The sequence below is a fragment of the Cupriavidus sp. 01T418 genome (assembly GCF_056398885.1).
In genome coordinates this window covers 90,935-109,832 of sequence record NZ_JBFTQG010000015.1, presented here as the reverse complement: position 1 = coordinate 109,832, position 18,898 = coordinate 90,935, and the positions used below count along the sequence as shown (strand labels likewise).

Here is an 18,898-nt window from a genome sequence, read left to right as displayed (position 1 = left end):
CGGCCAACCGAGCGGCCCGTTTTGCGCAGCGGCGGCTCGCGGCAGGGCTCCTTGCGCACTACCGGCGCCTCAAGGCTGCTCCTTCCCTTCCTGATTTTCCGCCGTGGCTTCGACAAGCAGTGCGCGTTGGTACCCAGCCCTGGTTTTCAGGCGCGCATGATAACGGGCGACGGATTCCGGGAATTCATCCTGCAGCCCATTCATGGCGGCGAACTGGAGGGCATATGCGATCGATATGTCCGCAGCCGTGAAGCGGTCGCCACAGACATACTCCTCATTGGCGACAACGGCATCAACACCTCGCAATCTCCCCAGGAAGAAGCGCTTGTAGTCAGTCGCGGCCTGCGGCAGCTTCCGTTCATCCGGCTCCAGGCGGGAGTAGCGCATGAAGATGGCCACGGGAAAGGTGAGCGTTGCTTCTCCGAAACTCAGAAAATTGAGATACCGTGAGTACGTGGCTTCCTGAGGACGAATGCTGAACTGTCCCGGTGCATAGACCTCCGCCAGGTACTGGCAGATTGCACTCGACTCAGTCATTCTGGCACTACCGTCGATGAGGTACGGCACCGTTCCGAGCGGGTTGATAGCAAGATACTCCCTGGCCCGAATGCGCGGTGGAAAGGGAAGCAGATGAAGCGCATAGGGGAGCTGCAGCTCCTCAAGCATCCACAGGGGCCGAAAGGACCGGGATCTCGCGCAGTGATAGAGTTCGATCATGCTGGCGCTCACTCGCTTTCAAGCGCCGATTGCGGGGCGCCGTGCCCGGATCTCTCGGCCCCGCTCGACGATGCCCACTCCCTCAAGGTAGCCTTGGCAAGCTTGCCAATGCCGATACGCGGTAGCTTCGCAACCAGATGGATTTCAGTGGGGATCTTGAACTGAGCGAGATTGCGAGCACAGTGCTCGCGAATGGCCTCAGGTAGTGCTTCCATCTGTTGATCCGAAAGCGCCGACAAATGGCCAACGAATGCCACCACGACCTCGCCTTGCATTGGGCACGGCTTGCCAACCACTGCAACCTCCCGGACACCCGGGACCTTCAAGACGGCAGCTTCCACTTCGGCTGCTGAAACGTTCTCACCACGAACCTTGATCACATCCTTGACACGGTCGGTGAACGCAAACCACCCATCCTCATGGAGGCGAATGCGGTCTCCCGTCATAAAGAAGCCCTGGTCGTCAAACGATGCATCGGTCGCTGCGATATCGCCATCGTATTCACTGAAGATCGACATCCCGCGAAGACCCTTCACCAGCAGGTTTCCGGCTTCGCCTGGCCGAACCGGGCGCCCATCATCATCGACTACCTTGACATCATAGTAGAGGCTCGGTCGCCCAATTCCTCCCGCAAGCGTACCCTGCTCTGGCCGAGATACGAGGACTTGGGTAAGCACCTCTGTCATCCCCCAGCCTGCGACCAGATCGACCCCATAGTGGGCCGCCGCGGCGTGATCATGCATGGCGGTGACCCAGCGGCGAAAAGAGTGCGCCGCCACTTGCTCGCTTCGCAGGGCCGCGAGCGTAAAGTGAACATGCGAGCCGACCGTAGCCTTGTGTTTCAGTGCCACCGGCCAGTATCTGCTGCGGGAGAAGCGTGGTTGAAGAACGATCGTCCCGCCTGCCCACATGGTGGAGAAGAAGCACCACGAGAGCCCAACGACATGGAACAAGGGAAGAAACAGCAAGTGCGTGTCGTCTTCTCGAAGCGCTTGCTGCCGGGCATTCACTTCGGCCGCCCAGAGCACGTTGGCGTGCGTCCACACGACGCCTTTAGGCCGGGACGTTGAACCCGTAGTGAACATCACTGAGGCCGGAGCAGACGGATCTGCCGCTCGCTGCGGCAGCGCTTCGCCAATCAGCGAGGAAAAGGTCGCGTACCAATCCGTTGAGCCATGGGACGCCAGACTCACCGGTTCGTCATCGACAATGGCGACCCACGACAGACCGGGGCAGTGCTCCGCGAACATTTCCGCGAACTTCAACTGCGTTACGGCGCATACCGCTCCGGAGGACCGCGCAAAATACGCCAGCTCCGGTCCTGCAGCGAGAGGATTTGTGGCAACACATACTGCTCCCGCCCAAGCACAGGCAAAGCGCATGAGAATGGACTCTGGACAGTTCTCCATATGCACGATGACCCGGTCTCCGGGCTTCACGCCACGACGCGCGAGGCCGCCAGCGAGCTTACGGACCAGGTCAAGGAAAGACTGATAAGTGTAGATTCGCGGCTGTCCCTCGAACGGCTCCCAGACAAGAAAGGGATGCGCGCCGCGGCGACGCGCAAGTTCAACTATCCAGGTCGCAATGTCGTAGCCGTGGTATGGATTTGCCAAATCCGCCGCCGGCTGACCGACCGCCAATGACGCCATGATGATCTCCTCGTGCTTCCAGTAGGTACTGGGCGGGTGTTTCAGTCTCTGCTACTTCGTCTCGCGGCCCATCTCATTTAGTAGGGGCTTGCGCATCTTTGCCGTTACCGCTGCCGGGCACGCGTCGACGCGGCGGCATTTCCGCGAGGCCGTAGCTGTTCTGTAGAAGCACGCCAGACGGTGACCCAATAAACGCCGCCCGCTCTAGTGCGGGCGGCGAGCCAACCGAGAAACACGCGCCTGTCCCGATGAACAGTTGGTCACATGGCATTGGCCGGTTCCCAGTGCGCGCAACAAGACTGCAATGCAGTTCAATATACTGCGTGGCGGTCTTCATGACAAGCATGTATCGCGCTGCCAATCCGGGGATCAAATCCGGCGGCTGCAGGTCACGCACGGTGGAAGGGAGGCCGATGAGACAAAGCTGCGCCAGGGGTCGCGCACATTGAACCGCAGTGCGGTTCAATCACACACAATTTGCGGTTTGATATCGGGTAAACGCGAATGCAACGGACTGCATAGCAGTATATTGTTCCATAACTCAGAGGCGTGGTACGGCCTCTTGATGGCGGAACAACGATGGAGACATGAAATGCTCAGGAAAGCATGCATCAGCTGCATGGGAGTCGCAGTCTTTGGACTCCTTTCACACCCTCTACTGGCAGCTGACAAGAACTACCCCAATAAGCCTATTCGGCTTGTTGTTCCTTTCTCCGCGGGAGGCGCGCTTGACACGACGGCGCGAGTGCTGGCGGAACGCATGTCCTCCCACATGGGCCAACCCGTTGTCGTGGACAACCGCACAGGCGCAGGGGGCATCATCGGCGTGGATAACGTTGCAAAGGCTGCGCCCGACGGCTATACCCTGTCCATCTCTCAAAGCTCCCAGTTGCTGATCAATCAGTTCCTCTACAAGAAGCTTCCCTACAACCCGAAGCGAGACCTCGTCCTTGTAGCAAAGATCGCAGACTCTCCGCTTGTACTGCTGGTCAACGAGAAGATCCCCGCCAAGGACGGCAAGGAGTTGCGCGCATACCTGAAAGCAAACCAGGGCAAACTCTCATACGGCTCCTGGGGTGTTGGAACGGTTGGCCATCTGAGCGGCAACAAGCTCAATGAGGTGACTGGCGCGCAAATGACGCATGTCTCCTATCGAGGCGAAGCACCGATGGTGCAGGACCTTGTCGCTGGAAACGTGCAATTGGGCTTCGCGACAGGGCTGCAAGCGGGCATGTTTCTCTCCAGTGGCAAGGTCAAGGCCATCGGCGTAACCGGCACATCCCGCCTGCCGACATTGCCCAACGTGCCTACCCTGGCGGAGCAAGGCTTCGACGATAAGGTGTTCAAGACTGTAGGTTGGTCGGGCATTGCCGCCCCGGCCGGTACTCCCAAGCAGGTTGTTCAACGCTTGGCAGAGGAGGTCCAGCTTGCAGCCAACCTGCCAGAATTCAAGAACCGAGTCAGCAATCTTGGCTTTACGGCGAACTACGCGGATTCTGCCGAATTTGCTGCCATCTACCAGAGAGACCTGCCGGTATGGCAGGCCGTCGTGAAGGAATCGGGTGCCACACTGGATTGAGCGCATGCTCGCCGGCTTGAATCACTGCCCGGAGGACCGGTGCCGGCGGCTTGACCAATGCATGGCCGACGCCCGCAACCAGGGCGAAGGGCAGTGCCCCGCAATATCAACCCCAGTCCCCTGCACTCGGCGTTACGCCAGGCTGAACAGTGTCTTGAGTTCATCCCCGCTGAGATTGCCGATCCACTGTTCGCCGGTGCCAACCGTCAAGTCGGCCAGCTCCCGCTTGGCGCGAATCATGTCGTTGATACGCTCTTCAAACGTTGCGCGGGTGATGAATCGGTGGACCTGAACGTTGCGCTGTTGGCCAATGCGATAGGCCCGGTCCGTTGCCTGCGCTTCCACGGCGGGATTCCACCATAGATCGTAGTGGATGACGTTGGAGGCTGCGGTCAGATTCAGCCCGGTCCCGCCGGCTTTGAGCGACAGTATGAAAACGCGCTCGGTACGATCGTTCTGGAAACGCTCGACCATCGCATCTCGCTTGGTTCGCGCGACACTCCCATGCAGAAATAGCGGATCGCGGCCATATCGTTGTCGCGTCCAACGGCAGAGCAGATCCCCCATCTCCCGGAACTGGGTGAATACCAGCACCTTTTCGTGGCTGGCGTGGATATCGTCGATGAGTTCAAAGAAACGCTCCGCTTTGCCAGATGCCGCCACGTCGGCCAGCCCCTGTTTCAAATATTGCGCCGGATGGTTGCAGATCTGCTTCAATGCCAGAATCATCTGCAGCACCAGCCCTTGGCGCTTGAACGTGTCGGATTCTCCCGAAATGGCTCGCAATCCTTCCTGAACCACCGATTCGTACAGCGCCGTCTGGGCCTTGGTCAGCGTGCAGTATTGATCCTGTTCGATCTTGTCGGGCAGATCCGCGATGATGGCTTTGTCGGATTTCAGGCGTCGCAGCAGGAAAGGGGCCGTCACCCGCTTGAAGCGCTGCACGACGTGCTGATCGCGCTGGATCTGAATAGGCGTTGCATATTCCCGCGCGAATTGGCTGAGGTTTCCAAGATATCCCCGGTTGGCAAAATCCAGGATGCTCCAGTACTCGGACAAGCGGTTCTCCACCGGGGTGCCACTCATGGCGATAAAACAGGTGGCCGGGATCGCCTTCACGGCCTTGGTCTGGGCGGCAGCCGGATTCTTGATATTCTGGGCCTCATCCAGCACGACCACACGCCACGCCAATGCATGGAGGGCAGCGGCAGCCGTACGCGCGATGCCGTAGGTCGTCAGCAGGACATCGGGCCGAACGGCCGCGAGTTCCCGCTTGCTTCCGTGGAAGATACCAACGCTCAGGGTGGCCGCGAAACGGCCAATTTCCTTTTGCCAGTTGGTCAACAGACTGGTGGGCACGATCACAAGGGCCTTGCCGTTGTCAAGCGCACCTTCCTCCTTGAGCTTTTGCAGTGTAGCAATGACCTGCAATGTCTTGCCCAACCCCATGTCATCTGCGATCACGCTGCCCAAACCGATGCGCGCGTTGCGATACAGCCAGGCGTAGCCGCGCTGCTGGTAAGGGCGTAAGGTGGCGTTGATACCACGCGGCAATGGCACCTTGCCCGCTTTCACCAGGTCCTGAATGACCTTCCGGGCCTTCGCATCAAGGCCCACGGTCGTCCCCGCGAACTCGCCCGCGAGGGCGACCCGCAACAACTCGGCGCCGGAAGGCGCCGATGGATTAGCCAATTGGGCACGCAGGCGCTCAATCTCGTTTGGATCCAGATAGACGTACGCCCCCTTGAAACGTATGGCGCCCGTGGCATCCTTGACCAATCTTTCGAACTCCGCGCGTGTCAGCAGATGATCGCCGACGGCCACTTTCCAGTCGAAGGCAAGAATATCGTCAGCGTGAAAGAATCCTCCGGCGTCAGCCGCCTTGCCTCTGATCTGCATGGACAGGCGGGGCCGCAGCAGATGGTCGAGCGCCTTCGGTAACAGCGCACGAATTCCCAGCAAACGGATCACCGGCAGCGTGTCAAACAGCAAGGCCGGCAGCTCATTCGCAGCAATCTTGATGGAAGCCTTGGCCCCCGCTCGGATATAGGCATTGAGCGGTGGGAAAAACTCGGCCAGGAGAGCGATCGTTTGCAGAATGCCAAAACGGGCCTTCGACCAGGCCTGATCGGTGAGAACGGAGACCAGCGGTACTGGTTTCTCCAGCGCCGCCGAACGATGCTCGACCGCGAGCGCCAGTCCGAAATGGCCCGCTTTCGCCTCCTCGATGCACAGCACCGGTGCAAGTTCCCGCTGCGCCAGATGGAATCGGGATAGCCAGGTGTGAATGCCAGCGGCAATCTCCCCCTCTCCCGGACCGTCGTAGCGTGCCCGCCCGATGCAAAAGAACAAAGCCAGCGTTTTATTTCCGATGGGATTTTCCCTGGCGCCATCTGACAATTCGTGGATGAAGTGATTCAGAAACAGGGAGCATAGGAATGTTGCCTGAGCCTCCCTGGCGAGCACCACCCGTTTTCTGCCCTTCCCCATCTCGACCAGGCCGGACGGCAATCCAGCGGCGAGGCGCTGCATCAGATCGCTTACGACACCATCGAGTGTGGCCGGAAGCCAGCGCAGCACGACGGTGTCGGTATCCTCCAGGAGGATCTGGGGGACCACCGCGCCACGTGCGATCAACTGCAGCGCCATCAGCCTCACGTGGAAAAGCGCAGCCACCTCGGGCTGCAGGTCCGGCAAGCGGCTGGCTTCCACGTGAGCCAGTGCTGTTTCCAGAGCATCGACGGTGGTGATGTCCTCCGTACCAGACACCGAAGCGTGAAATCTCGTGTCCAGCGTAATCGTCGGCCGATCATCGGCAGAAAACGTGACGCTCCCAGCGCCGACGGCGCCGGCATCCATTGCCTGTCGCGCCCCCTTGCCCACCCGGACTAACAGACGCCGCAACGTCTCGCGAAAATCTCCATTGGGGAAGAACGTGGGTTGGGCCGGCAGCACATGCAGAAGTGGACCGGTCAGGTCCGGAATCCCGGACAGATCGAGCTGATCAAGCGCAGCAAGATCCCCCGCATCAACGGATGTGTCAGCTTCTGTGGGGAGCAGCTCGGTCAATGTGGGCAACGCAGCCCCAGCTTCCGGATCCAGATGGATGTCTCGCGATTTCAGGGCTTCGACCAGATCGAGACCCCGCAATGCAAACACCAGGAACGGATTGCCATCGATTTCCCGGCTCAAGAGATAGATCGCCGCAGCCAGGTGTTTGCAAGGCACCGCCCAGTCTGGGCAGGAGCATTGCATATCGAGGTCCTTCCATTGTGCGGGAAAGACGGCAATGCCCAGTCTGCTTGCGTGATCCAGCACCGCTGAATCCAGTTCCCGGTTGAGCATCCGGGCGATCAGGGCGGGTTCGGTCGCGATTTCATCCAGAAGCCGTGCCGAATCCCCGGCGGAGAGCGGCGGCACCGCAATCGTGACCGCGTAGGGGCGCGGCCTGGAGCCCTGTACCCGGGCGTGAATCGTTCCATCCCTGACGACCAGATCCTTGACCGCCCCTTTGTTCGCATAGGTCCGTCCGCGCGGCAAGCGATTGTCGTGGTCGATATGTGTCAGGGCATTGAGCCACTGCTCGCCCCACCATGTTCTGCCGAAAGATTGTCTTGCCACTGTGCCCAAACTCCATCAACGCTGCGCGGATTCTCTCAGGTTCCGGGCATTGGGGAAATGGGGTCGGTCGGAAACGGTCCACGCCGATCCGAACACTTGATGCTCGGTTCCCGGTTGGCTGGATGACTGAGGCGACATCTACCTTGACGCACGCCGATCCTCTGGAGGTGGCATCGGTTGCCAAGCCCCGATTTAGTGTTGGGGCGGGATCTGGGCGATTAATTGCATTTTTACTTGCCTGGAGAACGGCTTCCTCCGGAATTTCGCTCTTCCAAGATGGAAGAGCCCGACCGGATCGGATCGCTAAGCGCGAACTGCCCCGTTGGCAAACCGCTGCAGGCGGTGGTTCTCAGCACGCTCTTCGGCCAACAACCGATTCCAATCGTCTGGAGATTGGACGTTTCCGGCATCGTGCGAAGCACCCCGTAGGCATCATCGCTGCTTTCCTATGCGCGCCTCGGGATTCGGGATTCGTGGTACGGGGAGCAATGGAATAGCCAACCGACTTAAGTCTCCGCTTCCATTGGTCCAAGTATTTGGAGGTGGATCAATGTAGCGTACCGACTTTCAGCTGTCCGGGTTGAACTTTCCGCCATCGGCCCCTAAGACACGGCGCCTTCGCGTGACAACAAGACAACCCGTCGATTCACTGCCGAACTTCGTGCGCCCTTCGCGAGGAGCGCCTGAACGCACCTGACGGACACCGGTCGGCTCCTGGATGGTCGATATTGCTTGCTTGTAGACAACTTGCATGCCGCCGGGCCCTCTTAGCATCACCACAAACTGGTCGAATGACGCGATCGAACCGATCAGCCTGATTCCGCTTACGAGGTACACCTCGACGCGCTTCTGCTCCTTGCGTGCTGCGGTTAGGAAATCGTTCTGCGAATTGGAGAAAGAGAGTGATGACTGCATGTGATGTGAGTAGAGGGACGAGGTCGGATGGACTAATGTTTCGATGACGCCACAGTATGATCCTGGGGACCGTTCGCCAAAATAGGAATTCTCCGATATTGAGCGACAACGTGCCCAGCTCGTGGATACCTCGGGGTCGTCGCCGCAACAAGCTAGTGCGGGCGTGACGAGATGCCTATCGCACGAGGCAGTTCGCTCGGTCAGGTACGGCCTTCACAATCCTGACACCGGATGCTGATTCCTAAGCGCTTACCATCGAATGTGACTGCCTATCAGAAAAAAACCCCTCGCAAAGGAGGGGAAAGTCGATGCCCGTGAGCAAAGCCAATTATCCGTAAACTGAACACAAGCAAAGCCGGAAAATAACGCCATAGACGCATTCATTTCGCTCTCAAGCTCGCTTCGCAGTCAATTTATCACCGATCAGCGATAGCGCTCTTTCCACCGAATTCAGTTCGACTGGCATAACAAAGAAAGACGGCCCGCGCTAAGACGGGCCGTGATAGGTAGACGACAACCTAATGTTGCCAGGTAGAAGGATACTGCCGCGAGCCCAACCCATTCTCGATGAATAGAGTGGGATTTCCCATGTTATTCAGCAGCCCGACGATGTCGATTCCAATCTGCTCGCGCAGATTTGTTACTACAAATTCAAATGCGACGGCATTGAACGCACGTGTGCGTCGAATACCCGTTGCGTGCCACTCTCCAAGGGGAGAAGGAATATGATCACGCCGATTTGAAGAAGACATAGGGAGTACCGATTGTGATGCGTGGCTGAGGATCGTCGTTCCCCTCGGCCGTCCTGCGCACGATCTGTCCATTTCATTCCGTGCCCGCTTCGAGCACCGAGACCGCGACTATCACGCCAATCACCGTGCCAATCACTGCGCCAATCAGCATGCCTTCCGGGATGTGCTCGGCGCCGGCAAAAAAACCTCCGATAGCGGCTGCCACGAGCAGGCAGGCACCGATCAGGCCGAGGTGAAAGCGCTCGAATGGCATTGCTTACTCGACGCGCACGGTAGAGAAACGTGGCTTGGCGACGCCATGGCTGGGTTCCCTCACGATAGGCCTGCTGGACAATGCGCTCCATAGAACGCACGATTTATGAAGCCGGCGAATTGAATTTCCGCGCGGCGAACAAGGGGATTCCTTTGGAGCATTTCATCTGTCCCCTGGAAATCACGTGCATGATCTCAATTCCACCGACAGTAATGCGTGCGCACCGAAGAGCATTGAACCACCTATGGGCCGCGGTACTTGCCTTAAGGATTGCCGATAGGGATCTCGCGTTGCGAGCTCACCGCGTGTATCAGGCCGCCAGAATGGCGCCGACTTTGTCCACGGTGACAGTCTCCGGTGCACCGTTGCGTGCGATCGTCTTTCGAAGCAGCGACGGGATGCGGTGTTTCCGCGGTGCGCTCGCAGCAGGAAGTCGGCAGTGTTCCCGGCCTTTTTCAGGACGAAATATACCGCGGCGCCTTGCTGCCGAAGAAGCTATTTATAGCTAACGACGACATTTTAGAATTATTTCTATTTTGCATCGCTATCGTGGTTATCCACGAGGCAATGCACTTCCGCCTCCCGATCAAGAAGGGCTGCCTCGCCTTCCCTCGAGGGTTGTTGTCCACCTGGCCCAGGCCCCATTCTCAACGAAACGCACAGCATTCGGCCATTGCCCGCACAGGTAGTGCAGCGGCTTGCCTGGCTGCTCAACGCATTGCTGCTGGCGAAACCGCCAACGATTACGATACTGTGCATCCGTGGAAAATGGCCCTGCCTTCGCAATCCTGACGCAAACACCGGACGCTGATTCTTGAGCGCTTATCATCGAATGTGACTGCCTCTTAAAAAAATCCCCCTCGCGACGGAGGGGGAATCTGATGCCGGGGAGAGTGGCATGCAGGGGCCAGCAAGACCAATTATCCGGAAACCGAGCACAAGCAAAGCCGGAAAATAGAGCCCTAGATGGTTTCATTTCGCTTGCAATCCGGCTTTGCAGCCGATCTATCACCGCTCAACGATAGCGCGCTTTCCGCCGGATGCTGCATCGACTCGTATAACGGAAAGTCAAACGGGCTCCGCTGAGGCCGGCCGCGGCTTGGGGCTGCGTGACCGTATGCACGGCCCGGTGGTCGCGCAGGCCATCATGCAGCGCAACTTTCCATTTGCTGGCGGCCAGTTCCAGTGACGCCGCCAGCACGACCTCTTCGGAATGCGTCCGGTATGCCTGCTCAAGGCCCACACGCTCATTTTAGGCCTCAGTTCGCCGACCGCCTGGAGGCCTCATAGGATCTTGACCCGCGTAGGACGAATCTTGCCAATAGTCCGCCCCCGTAAAATGGAATTTTTACGATCTCAATGGCGCGGCGGTGCGTCTAATATCTTTTTATAGGTAGTGCATGCCACCCGCTCGGGGTGGCGCTTTCCTAAGGCCGGGCATGCGGTGCTATCACATCCACGCCAAAAAATTCATGGCATTTCCAGCGCTGCAACGAAATTAAATGGAAGCCTGTGTTTGGTATTCCCGTACTTTATAGCCGCAGCCGCCGAACTTCGAGTATTTTTTACGCTTCCTGAATACAAAATATATTATTTCATAATTTTCTCAGGAGATTTACTCATGGTAAAAAAGATCCTTACTGGTGTACTGTATTGCGTTGCGACCGTCAACGCGCAGGCACAGCCGTCTGCCGGCTTTACCATCAACGGCACGGTCAGCCCACCTCCCTGCACTATCGTCCTCGGGGATGGTGGAGTTATTGATTTTGGCACGTTACAGGTCTCGGATATGACTAGCTCGGATTCCTGGTATCAAATTACTGTGCCAAAGCAGATATCTTTGGCAATGAACTGCCCTGGCCCGACCAGGATTGCATTGTCGCTTGTCGACAATCAAGGTGCCCCGGCCAGAACCTTGGACGCCACACCTCAGGACATGCTGTTCGGCATGGGAACAGCCCATGGCCAGAATATCGGACACGTGACCTATGGTATCGCTGGCGTGAGTGGCCTGAAAATCAAGACAACGCCCGCCGGAATGGCTCAAACGCCTGCCACCACGTTGATCACGAGAGGTCAGGCGGACTCCAGCAGCATCTGGGCAAACGCGCCCAACAAATGGCTTAAAAATCACCTAACCAAGACCCACTCAATCACGTTCTCAGATATGACGAACGCCGCCGCACCAGCATCATTGGTCCAGCTCTCCGGGAATTTGGATATGGTTATTCGCGTTGATAAATCCATGGTGAATCACGCCACATCTGCCATCAACCTGAATGGTTCCAGCACCCTGACGCTGACGCTACTATAGAGCGGTCTCGATGTATGCGGGAAAGTGATTCAGTATTCGCAGCGTCGTATGCAACTGGTGCTGTCGGCTACAACGTGGCCCCGCCTATACAAGCCCAACATCGTATGCATACTTTATCAGATCAGTGTTTGTGGCAATCTTAAGCTTTCTCATGGCGGATATCTTTTGAGTAGCAACAGTGGTGATTGATCGTTTCTCCTGCTGAGCGATCTCCGTCAGAGACATTCCTGACGCATAAAGACGAACTACCTCAAGCTCTCTGGCGCTCAGGCAGCCTATGCTCTTTTCCCCACCTTCACCACACAATGCATGATCGATCAGAACACGAATGGCCGGTGAATGGTAACAAGCGGCGTTCATGGAATTTAGGATATGGGAGCAAGCTTCGATCACGAATCTTGGCGACTCGTCCTTGGATACAATGCCATCGACGCCAATCGACGACAACCGGCAGAGAATGCCGGTATTTGACACCATCGTGAACACGATGATCGGTAGTTTCGGGAACTCTCGTTTGATGCGCGATATCAAGCGCAAACCATCTTCGCTATCGACGCCATCCTCCCGCATTGAATAGTCACTTATGAGGATATCCCATGATGAGTTACGCAGTGCCGAAAGGACTTCGTTGCCATTTTTGGCATCGGCGGTGACGGAGAACATGTTCGAGGCCTCCAATGCCGCCTGCAGGGCTTCTCTGACAATAGGGTGATCGTCCGCAACCAGTATTTTTCTTCGCATCGTCTATCCTTGATTTTTCGCCGTTCAATGCAATACCACAGAAGAGAAAATAGGCATCGAATCTCCCAATACTGCTTGGACTATCGAACTCCATACATCACATGACCTTCCTCGCGGGAATCATTAACTTAATATAGAATTTTTCAATCCTCGAAAATTCACGAATTATTCGTAATCCCCCTTGGCGCGGTATTCTCCGTGCGTGGCGTAAATAAAGGGACAGTGCCAAAGTCGACTTTGGCGGATAGCGCTTCGCACAGCCGATTCTGCCAGTGGCATAGCCTCTGACAACAGTGGCCTGCGCACCATATCGGCATACTGGATGCCCATTTACGAAGAGCTTACCACGAGAAGGGCCGGCATTGATCCAGCACGCCAAACCGCCGGATGATGACCGTCACCCGAATGTCACCGCAGCCCACCACAACATTGCCGCGATACGCTCAAGAAGCCGCTGCCTCTTCGTGGCCGTAATTACCGGAGCAAATTGCTATAGGAAGGTCCGCGCTGTCTCCGCTTATTTCCTTTATCTCAGCCGCTACGCAAACCAGTGGATCGACTCGAGTGGCCGAGCTATCAGCCGAGATCGTCCGGGAGTTCGTTGCCGACATCGAGGCCTCCGGACACTGCCGCATCCCTACCCGGGGCCACCACATTGGATGCCCGAGTTGGGCCCGCCGGCATCTGTGCGGGGTGTCCGGAAAGGGGCTCCCATCCGCGATCACGTACCGGCCTCGCCAGGGTAATCTCCGACACGATGAAATAGAGTTATTACTATGTCAATGGCACGGCGTTTTGCCTACGATATCGTCATCGTGGCTGTGGATAGTTGATGTTACGTTTTTCTGCGGCGTATCGTGAGCACCAACGTCTTCTGACTTTTACTATTAATTATTCAATCCGCTTTCCAAAGAAGAACATCATGATAAAGAAAATTGCACTCACCACCATCGCACTTGGTTTCGCAGCCGGCGTACACGCGCAATCGGCCACCTTTAGCATTACTGGACGGATCGTTCCTGCGCCATGCACGATCACGTTGGGGAATGGCGGTTTGAATGACTGGGGAAACCTTACACGCGGGGACCTGGTTTCCATGGGTGCGGCCTATACCATGCCTAATACCAAGCAAATGACGCTCGCCGTGAATTGCCCGAACCCGACCAAGTTGTCGCTGTCGGTTACCGACAACCGGGCTGCCACGGTCACCGGGGGGCACCCATTGCACCCGACTCTTGGTGCGGACAAGCTGTTCGGCTTGGGTACGCAGAATGGTTCCGGGATCGGCGCGGCGGTCCTGAACATTGACCAGTTACAAATCAAGACTTCCATCGCAGGCACGGCCACGAATCCGGCGACAAGACTCGTGACGAACGGGGTTGCGACCTCGTCAAGTACCTGGGCATCCGCGACTTCGTACGACGCAAGAAACTTCTCGACAAGCAAGTCGATCACGTTCTCCGACACAGCGAATGCGACCACTCCAGGGGCGCTGACCGACATTTTGGGCCCCGTTTCTGTAGGTGTGTTTCTAGACAAGAGCCTGGTAGACAACGCCACGTCAGATATTGTTTTGGATGGTTCCGGCACGGTCACCTTGACGATCCTGTAAAGCTGTTTGAGTTTTTTCATTCACGGCCATACGATCATTGGGGCGTGTACATGGCAACGCAGGTAAGTGGTTGCTACTGTACATTCATTCCTCAAGTGAAGCCCTGCTTGATCAGACCGGTACGCGCAAACCTATCCTGGACTGGGAAAGTCGGCAGTGCCGCGGATCAACTTTCCCACTTTGCGTATTACCGGTCAAAAGGCGTCTTTGAGATGTGCCGCTCTGCGCTTTCTTCCTGCTCACCCCTTCGGCTTTCGCTCATACAATTTGATCCTGATAAAAATCCTCTTCGTCGCTTGCCATCGTCCCAAAGGGATCCTGGCTGCATGGGCCCTGTGTTCCTTCTCCGTGATGGCGCAGGCGCCTTCGGACAGCGCGAGCGGAATCCAGCCCGAGTTGTCGGTGCTTCTGCTCTCGGAGGATGAGGGCCAAGCCCAGATGGCGCTGAAGAACCTCGACTCTACGCCGCTACTGCTGCATACGCGCATCATCGACGTGCCTGAAGACAAGAGCCTGGTGGTTATCCCCCTGCCGCCGGTCATCCGCATGGAACCGAAGTCACGCCAGATTGTGCGCTTCGTGCTCGAGAAGTCCGCTGAGCCGATGACCGTGCAACACTACAAGCGCGTCACATTCGAGGGCATCCCGGCGGTTAGCAAGAATAGGGGGACGTCAGTCGTGCGCGTCAATGTACGCTACGACCTCCCAGTGATCATTTCCCCCAAGGGGCTCGCGCAGGTCGAGAACCCTTGGGAACAGCTTCAGTGGAAGCTGGAGGGCAGGACCCTCACGGTGCACAACCCTAGTCCCTTCGTGGTGCGTATGTCACGCGAGGTGGATCTGATGCCACAAGTCAAACGCGTTGAAGCGCTCCAACGCACCTTCCTGCTGCCCGGAGACACAATGAGTACGGAATTGCCGGGGGATATGGTGCCGGAGGAACTGACAGCTGTTCGTTCGTTCCCTGCATCGTTGTACGGCGCAGCAGTCGCTCCCTATGACGCAGTCCTGGTCAGGCCATCGATCCGCTGAAGATCCGTGCCGTGGCTATTCCCTAACGCATATGGTGCGCAAGCTGTGTTTCCCTGTGCTGCCCAAGCGCGAGAGCACCGCACTCGGAAGCCCTTCCCACCGTTTACCGCTGTAGAAGCGGGCGGCTCCGTCGTGCGCACCCTAAGCCAGTGGTCAACGAAGCGCACCAACAGCGCGGCGATGGTAGCACTCTTTGCCGCGCTGCCCTTGCATGCGCAGCAAGCTGCGCCGACAACCTCGGCCGGGCAGGAGGCTCCGACTTCGCCGCCCCCGGGCCAGTCGAATCAGGATGTGCAGTTCGACATGGAAATCCTGCGCGAGCGCGGGCTGAGTCCCGGAATCTCCAACTACTTCCGCAGCGCACCGCGCTTCATACCTGGGGCCCAACCCGTACAGGTCAGCGTCAACGGTAACCCCCTGGGGCGCAAGCAGGCTCTGTTCGATGCTCGCGGTCAACTATGCTTCACGGCGGAGTTCGTGCGTCTGATTGGGCTGCGGCCCATTGCGCCAATTCCTGCGTCCCAGGAAGTCTGCCCCGACTACCGCAGCTTCTCACCCCGCACGGTGGTACAACTGCAGCCGTCGCTATCCGCAGTCGACATCGTAGTGCCGCCTGAAGAACTGGTAACAGTGCCGCGCGCCGTGCGCACGGACTCTGGCGGCTTGGGTGCACTGCTCAACTACCGCGCGAATGTACAGCAGACGCAACCGAGCGGCGGCGCCCCCGGCAACCGCTACCAATCCCTGAACACCACGCTCGGATTCAACGCTGGTGACTGGATCCTGCGATCCGAGCAGTACTACTCAGGCTCAAGCACCCGGGGTATCACCAGTAATCAGATGCGCTGGGGCGCTGCCTATCTGCAAAAAACCTTCGAAGACCAGCGCCAGGTACTGCAGGTCGGACGGATCACCTCGCAGAACCCGCTCTTCGCCGCCATCCCGATCCTGGGCGCGCAGTGGTTCCCGGAAGGAGCCCTGTGGATCCAGCAGGCCAGCTTCGCCATCACCGGTGTGGCGTCCACGCGCGCGCGGGTGGAGATCCGCCAGAACGATATGCTGCTATACACCACCGTGGTCCCGCCGGGGCCCTTCGCCATCAGCGACTATCCGCTACAGAACCGGGGCGCGGATCTGCAGGTCAAGGTGATAGAGGCCACCGGCATTGAGCAGGCCTTTACAATTCCCGCCGCCTCGCTGCTGCTGACCACGAGAAACAGCCTACAGAAAGGCTGGAATATCACCGGTGGCCAGCTCTGGGACCAGACATACAACCATACCTACCGCAATGTGCCGGTGTTCATCGCCTCACGCGGCTGGGCGCCCGCCTCTCTACCATGGTTGTCAGGCACCGCAGGCGGCTTGATTTCCAGCCGATATACCTCCGTCGGGATCGCGATGAATGCACAGGTCATCGATCGCGATGTCTCGCTGTTCGGTCAGATGCTTGCCTCCCACGACACCGCACGCAACCTGAGCGGTACGCAGATGAATCTCGCCAGCAGCGTTCAGGTTAGCAAGGACCTGATGCTGGGCCTATCGGGAAGCCTGCGCACGGCGGGCTACCGCCAGTTGCAGGAGGCCGTGGCCTACGCCCAGCCGGCGACCCTGATCCCCTCGGGCTATCGCAACCAGATCGGAGCCAATCTGAGCTGGAATGCTGGAGCGCTGGGCGCCCTATCGACCAGCGTGGTGCGGGAGATCTACTTCCAGGGCGCGCCGGGCGACAGCATCACGCTCGGCTGGAACAAGTCGTGGCACGGCATTACGGTCAACGTCGGGCTGGCGCACCGCAGAAGTCGCCTCACGCCGTTGAATATTCAGAACCCGCAGGCGGGACTGGTACAAGTGCCAGGCAGCAACTATGCCTATATAAATCTCACCGTTCCGCTCGGGGTCAACACCAACAGCCGCACCTTCATGGAAACCAACGACAAGGTGACGCGTATGGGCACATCGGTTGATCAGCGTGTGAATGAATTCATGGGTTATCGCATCGCGGTGCAGGGAGGCGGCAGTCCCGGAAGCAGCCGCACGAGCACTGTGTCAGCCTACGCGACCCCTCTCTACACAAGCCTGTCTCTGGGATGGAGCCACTCGCACAGCTATGACAGCTACTACGGCGAAGCTAGCGGATCGGTCGTGGCGACCGGCGACGGGGTGGGGCTAACGCCTTATACCGCGCAGGACAGCTTTGCCACGGTCAGGACCGGCAATGTGACGGGCGCACGCGTCGAGACGCCACAGGGCCCCGTGTGGTCGGGCCCGAACGGGTTGGCGGCGATCCCGGCGCTCCCCCCATACCGAGAGTCGCGCATCGAAGTGTCGGGCCACACATTGCCGCTGAACGTGGACATCAACAATGGCCTGCAGGTGGTGCAGGTCAGCCGCGGCGCGGTGCTGAAGCTGGATGCCGGCATGAAGCGGGTGCAGCGCCTGATGCTGACCGTGCGGCTGCCCGACGGTACCCTCCTGCCAGCTGGATCGACGGTGTTCAGAGGCGACGAATTCTTTACCGCCGCGGCAGCTGAGGGCAAGGTGCTGGTGACTGGACTCGAGCCTGGGGACGAACTATCGATCGAGCTGGCCGACGGCAAGCGCTGCACGATCGGTTCCATCCAAGCCGCGCCAGCGACCGGCGACAATGTATTTGAAGCCGCCTCGGCGCGGTGCAACTGGAGCCAATGATGGTGCGAAGGAATAACCTGCGGCAATTTGCCCGACCGGCAGGCGGCTGGCAAGGAGCCGTGGTGATGACTTGCGCGCTCGGGCTTCCCGGATTGGCAAGCGCGACATGCACAGTCACTTTTGTGCCGGTCTACGTCGACTTCGGTACGGTGAACTACACCGAGTTGGGCGCGCCGGGTGTGAGCGCCCCAGGCTATCAACAGGTCGGTCAGCCACACAACGGCACGCTCACTGTGAACTGCAATCCCGCGATCGTAACAGCCCGCTTCCAGTTCTCCGGTGTCGTGAGCGCAGGTAACAAGCTGCTCCGGTGGGATGCGAACGGCAAGGCCGGCGCCATGCGCCTGCGAATTGCCAAGGCCACGGTCGGCGCGACTCCGGTCGACATGATCTCCAATGTGCAGAACACACCAGCGCCGGTAGTGGACGTGACTGAGGCGAACGAAGTCGTGCAACTGGATCTATCCAAAGCGGGAGCATCCGCCTCGCTCATCGTGCTGAGCGTTCAGGCAACGGGCTTCGTGCCCAGCGGATTCATGCCAGACAGCAAGATCACTTTCACCGTCACTCCAAGAGTGACGTTGCAATAGACTTTCGTTTCGACTTCTCCCCCTGCGCTCCCCGGCGGGGGGAGCGATCTTCCGCTCTGGTGTGACCTGATAGCGTTCAGGTGTCCACCAGAATTTTAGGTGGATGTCATGCTTCCTTGTCTATTGCCTTCGCTCGAAAATGGTTCACCGTGTTCTGCTTATCTTCTATGGCATGAATCAGACAATTCGCAGACTGCAGAAGCTAATCAGACACCGAGCAACTCATTGCATTCGTTCAATCCAATGATGGCGAGCCCTGGCGTGATCGGAAGAACGGGCACAACAAGTCCGACATGCCTGATTTAATAGGAACGTTGCTTCAAAACTTGAATCAAGAAAATTTGACCACGCCTTCATAGGCTTGTTCACATCTCAGCGAATCCAACCCAGTTTCAATTCATCGAATAATTCGCTACAAATCTAAATATTTTC

The 18,898-nt window shown here is 58.1% G+C and carries 13 protein-coding genes and 2 pseudogenes; 7 read left to right on the top strand and 8 right to left on the bottom strand.

The genetic code is table 11. The features are described 5' to 3' along the window. Positions 1–69 precede the first annotated feature (69 nt). Entirely contained in the window at positions 70–717 is a 648-nt protein-coding gene (locus AC1DQ3_RS17165) for a glutathione S-transferase family protein (RefSeq protein WP_477121368.1), read from the bottom strand. Between the two features lie 8 nt (positions 718–725). Further along, on the bottom strand, positions 726–2,369 hold the full coding sequence (locus AC1DQ3_RS17160) for a class I adenylate-forming enzyme family protein (RefSeq protein WP_477121367.1): 1,644 nt from the start codon (positions 2,367–2,369) through the stop codon (positions 726–728). 565 nt (positions 2,370–2,934) lie between these two features. On the opposite strand from AC1DQ3_RS17160, the gene AC1DQ3_RS17155 reads away from it, so the two are divergent. Beyond that, a complete protein-coding gene (locus AC1DQ3_RS17155) occupies positions 2,935–3,948 on the top strand; it encodes a Bug family tripartite tricarboxylate transporter substrate binding protein (RefSeq protein ID WP_477121384.1) in 1,014 nt (337 codons plus the stop codon). Between the two features lie 132 nt (positions 3,949–4,080). Here AC1DQ3_RS17155 and AC1DQ3_RS17150 read toward each other — a convergent pair whose 3' ends face one another. From AC1DQ3_RS17150 to AC1DQ3_RS17135, 4 genes and pseudogenes are all read right to left on the bottom strand, one after another. Continuing rightward, on the bottom strand, positions 4,081–7,569 hold the full coding sequence (locus AC1DQ3_RS17150) for an SNF2-related protein (protein ID WP_477121366.1): 3,489 nt from the start codon (positions 7,567–7,569) through the stop codon (positions 4,081–4,083). A 567-nt stretch (positions 7,570–8,136) separates the two neighbouring features. Further along, complete coding sequence (gene hfq / locus AC1DQ3_RS17145; protein WP_477121365.1) at positions 8,137–8,484, bottom strand: RNA chaperone Hfq; 348 nt, start codon at positions 8,482–8,484, stop codon at positions 8,137–8,139. Between the two features lie 825 nt (positions 8,485–9,309). Then, on the bottom strand, positions 9,310–9,489 hold the full coding sequence (locus tag AC1DQ3_RS17140; RefSeq protein ID WP_477121364.1) for a hypothetical protein: 180 nt from the start codon (positions 9,487–9,489) through the stop codon (positions 9,310–9,312). A gap of 306 nt (positions 9,490–9,795) precedes the next feature. Further along, positions 9,796–9,948: pseudogene (locus tag AC1DQ3_RS17135) on the bottom strand (IS6 family transposase); the annotation flags it as partial. Here AC1DQ3_RS17135 and AC1DQ3_RS17130 point away from each other — a divergent pair. Next, positions 9,904–10,281, top strand: a complete 378-nt coding sequence (locus AC1DQ3_RS17130) for a hypothetical protein (protein WP_477121387.1) — start codon at positions 9,904–9,906, stop codon at positions 10,279–10,281. The pseudogene AC1DQ3_RS17135 and the gene AC1DQ3_RS17130 overlap by 45 nt on opposite strands. Positions 10,282–10,573: 292 nt before the next feature. Here the strand turns inward: AC1DQ3_RS17130 and AC1DQ3_RS17125 are convergent. Beyond that, positions 10,574–10,732: pseudogene (locus AC1DQ3_RS17125) on the bottom strand (IS110 family RNA-guided transposase); the annotation flags it as partial. 153 nt (positions 10,733–10,885) lie between these two features. Here AC1DQ3_RS17125 and AC1DQ3_RS17120 point away from each other — a divergent pair. Continuing rightward, entirely contained in the window at positions 10,886–11,803 is a 918-nt protein-coding gene (locus AC1DQ3_RS17120) for a DUF1120 domain-containing protein (protein ID WP_477121363.1), read from the top strand. Between the two features lie 84 nt (positions 11,804–11,887). Here the strand turns inward: AC1DQ3_RS17120 and AC1DQ3_RS17115 are convergent, their stop codons facing one another. After that, entirely contained in the window at positions 11,888–12,544 is a 657-nt protein-coding gene (locus tag AC1DQ3_RS17115; protein WP_477121362.1) for a response regulator, read from the bottom strand. An 832-nt stretch (positions 12,545–13,376) separates the two neighbouring features. Here AC1DQ3_RS17115 and AC1DQ3_RS17110 point away from each other — a divergent pair. From AC1DQ3_RS17110 to AC1DQ3_RS17095, 4 genes are all read left to right on the top strand, one after another. Further along, a complete protein-coding gene (locus tag AC1DQ3_RS17110; protein WP_477121361.1) occupies positions 13,377–14,156 on the top strand; it encodes a DUF1120 domain-containing protein in 780 nt (259 codons plus the stop codon). Between the two features lie 156 nt (positions 14,157–14,312). Beyond that, positions 14,313–15,188 (top strand): fimbria/pilus chaperone family protein, encoded by an 876-nt coding sequence (locus tag AC1DQ3_RS17105; RefSeq protein WP_477121360.1) that lies wholly within the window; start codon positions 14,313–14,315, stop codon positions 15,186–15,188. 132 nt (positions 15,189–15,320) lie between these two features. Continuing rightward, a complete protein-coding gene (locus AC1DQ3_RS17100) occupies positions 15,321–17,876 on the top strand; it encodes a fimbria/pilus outer membrane usher protein (RefSeq protein ID WP_477121359.1) in 2,556 nt (851 codons plus the stop codon). 65 nt (positions 17,877–17,941) lie between these two features. After that, complete coding sequence (locus AC1DQ3_RS17095; protein WP_477121358.1) at positions 17,942–18,466, top strand: hypothetical protein; 525 nt, start codon at positions 17,942–17,944, stop codon at positions 18,464–18,466. Positions 18,467–18,898: the final 432 nt, after the last annotated feature.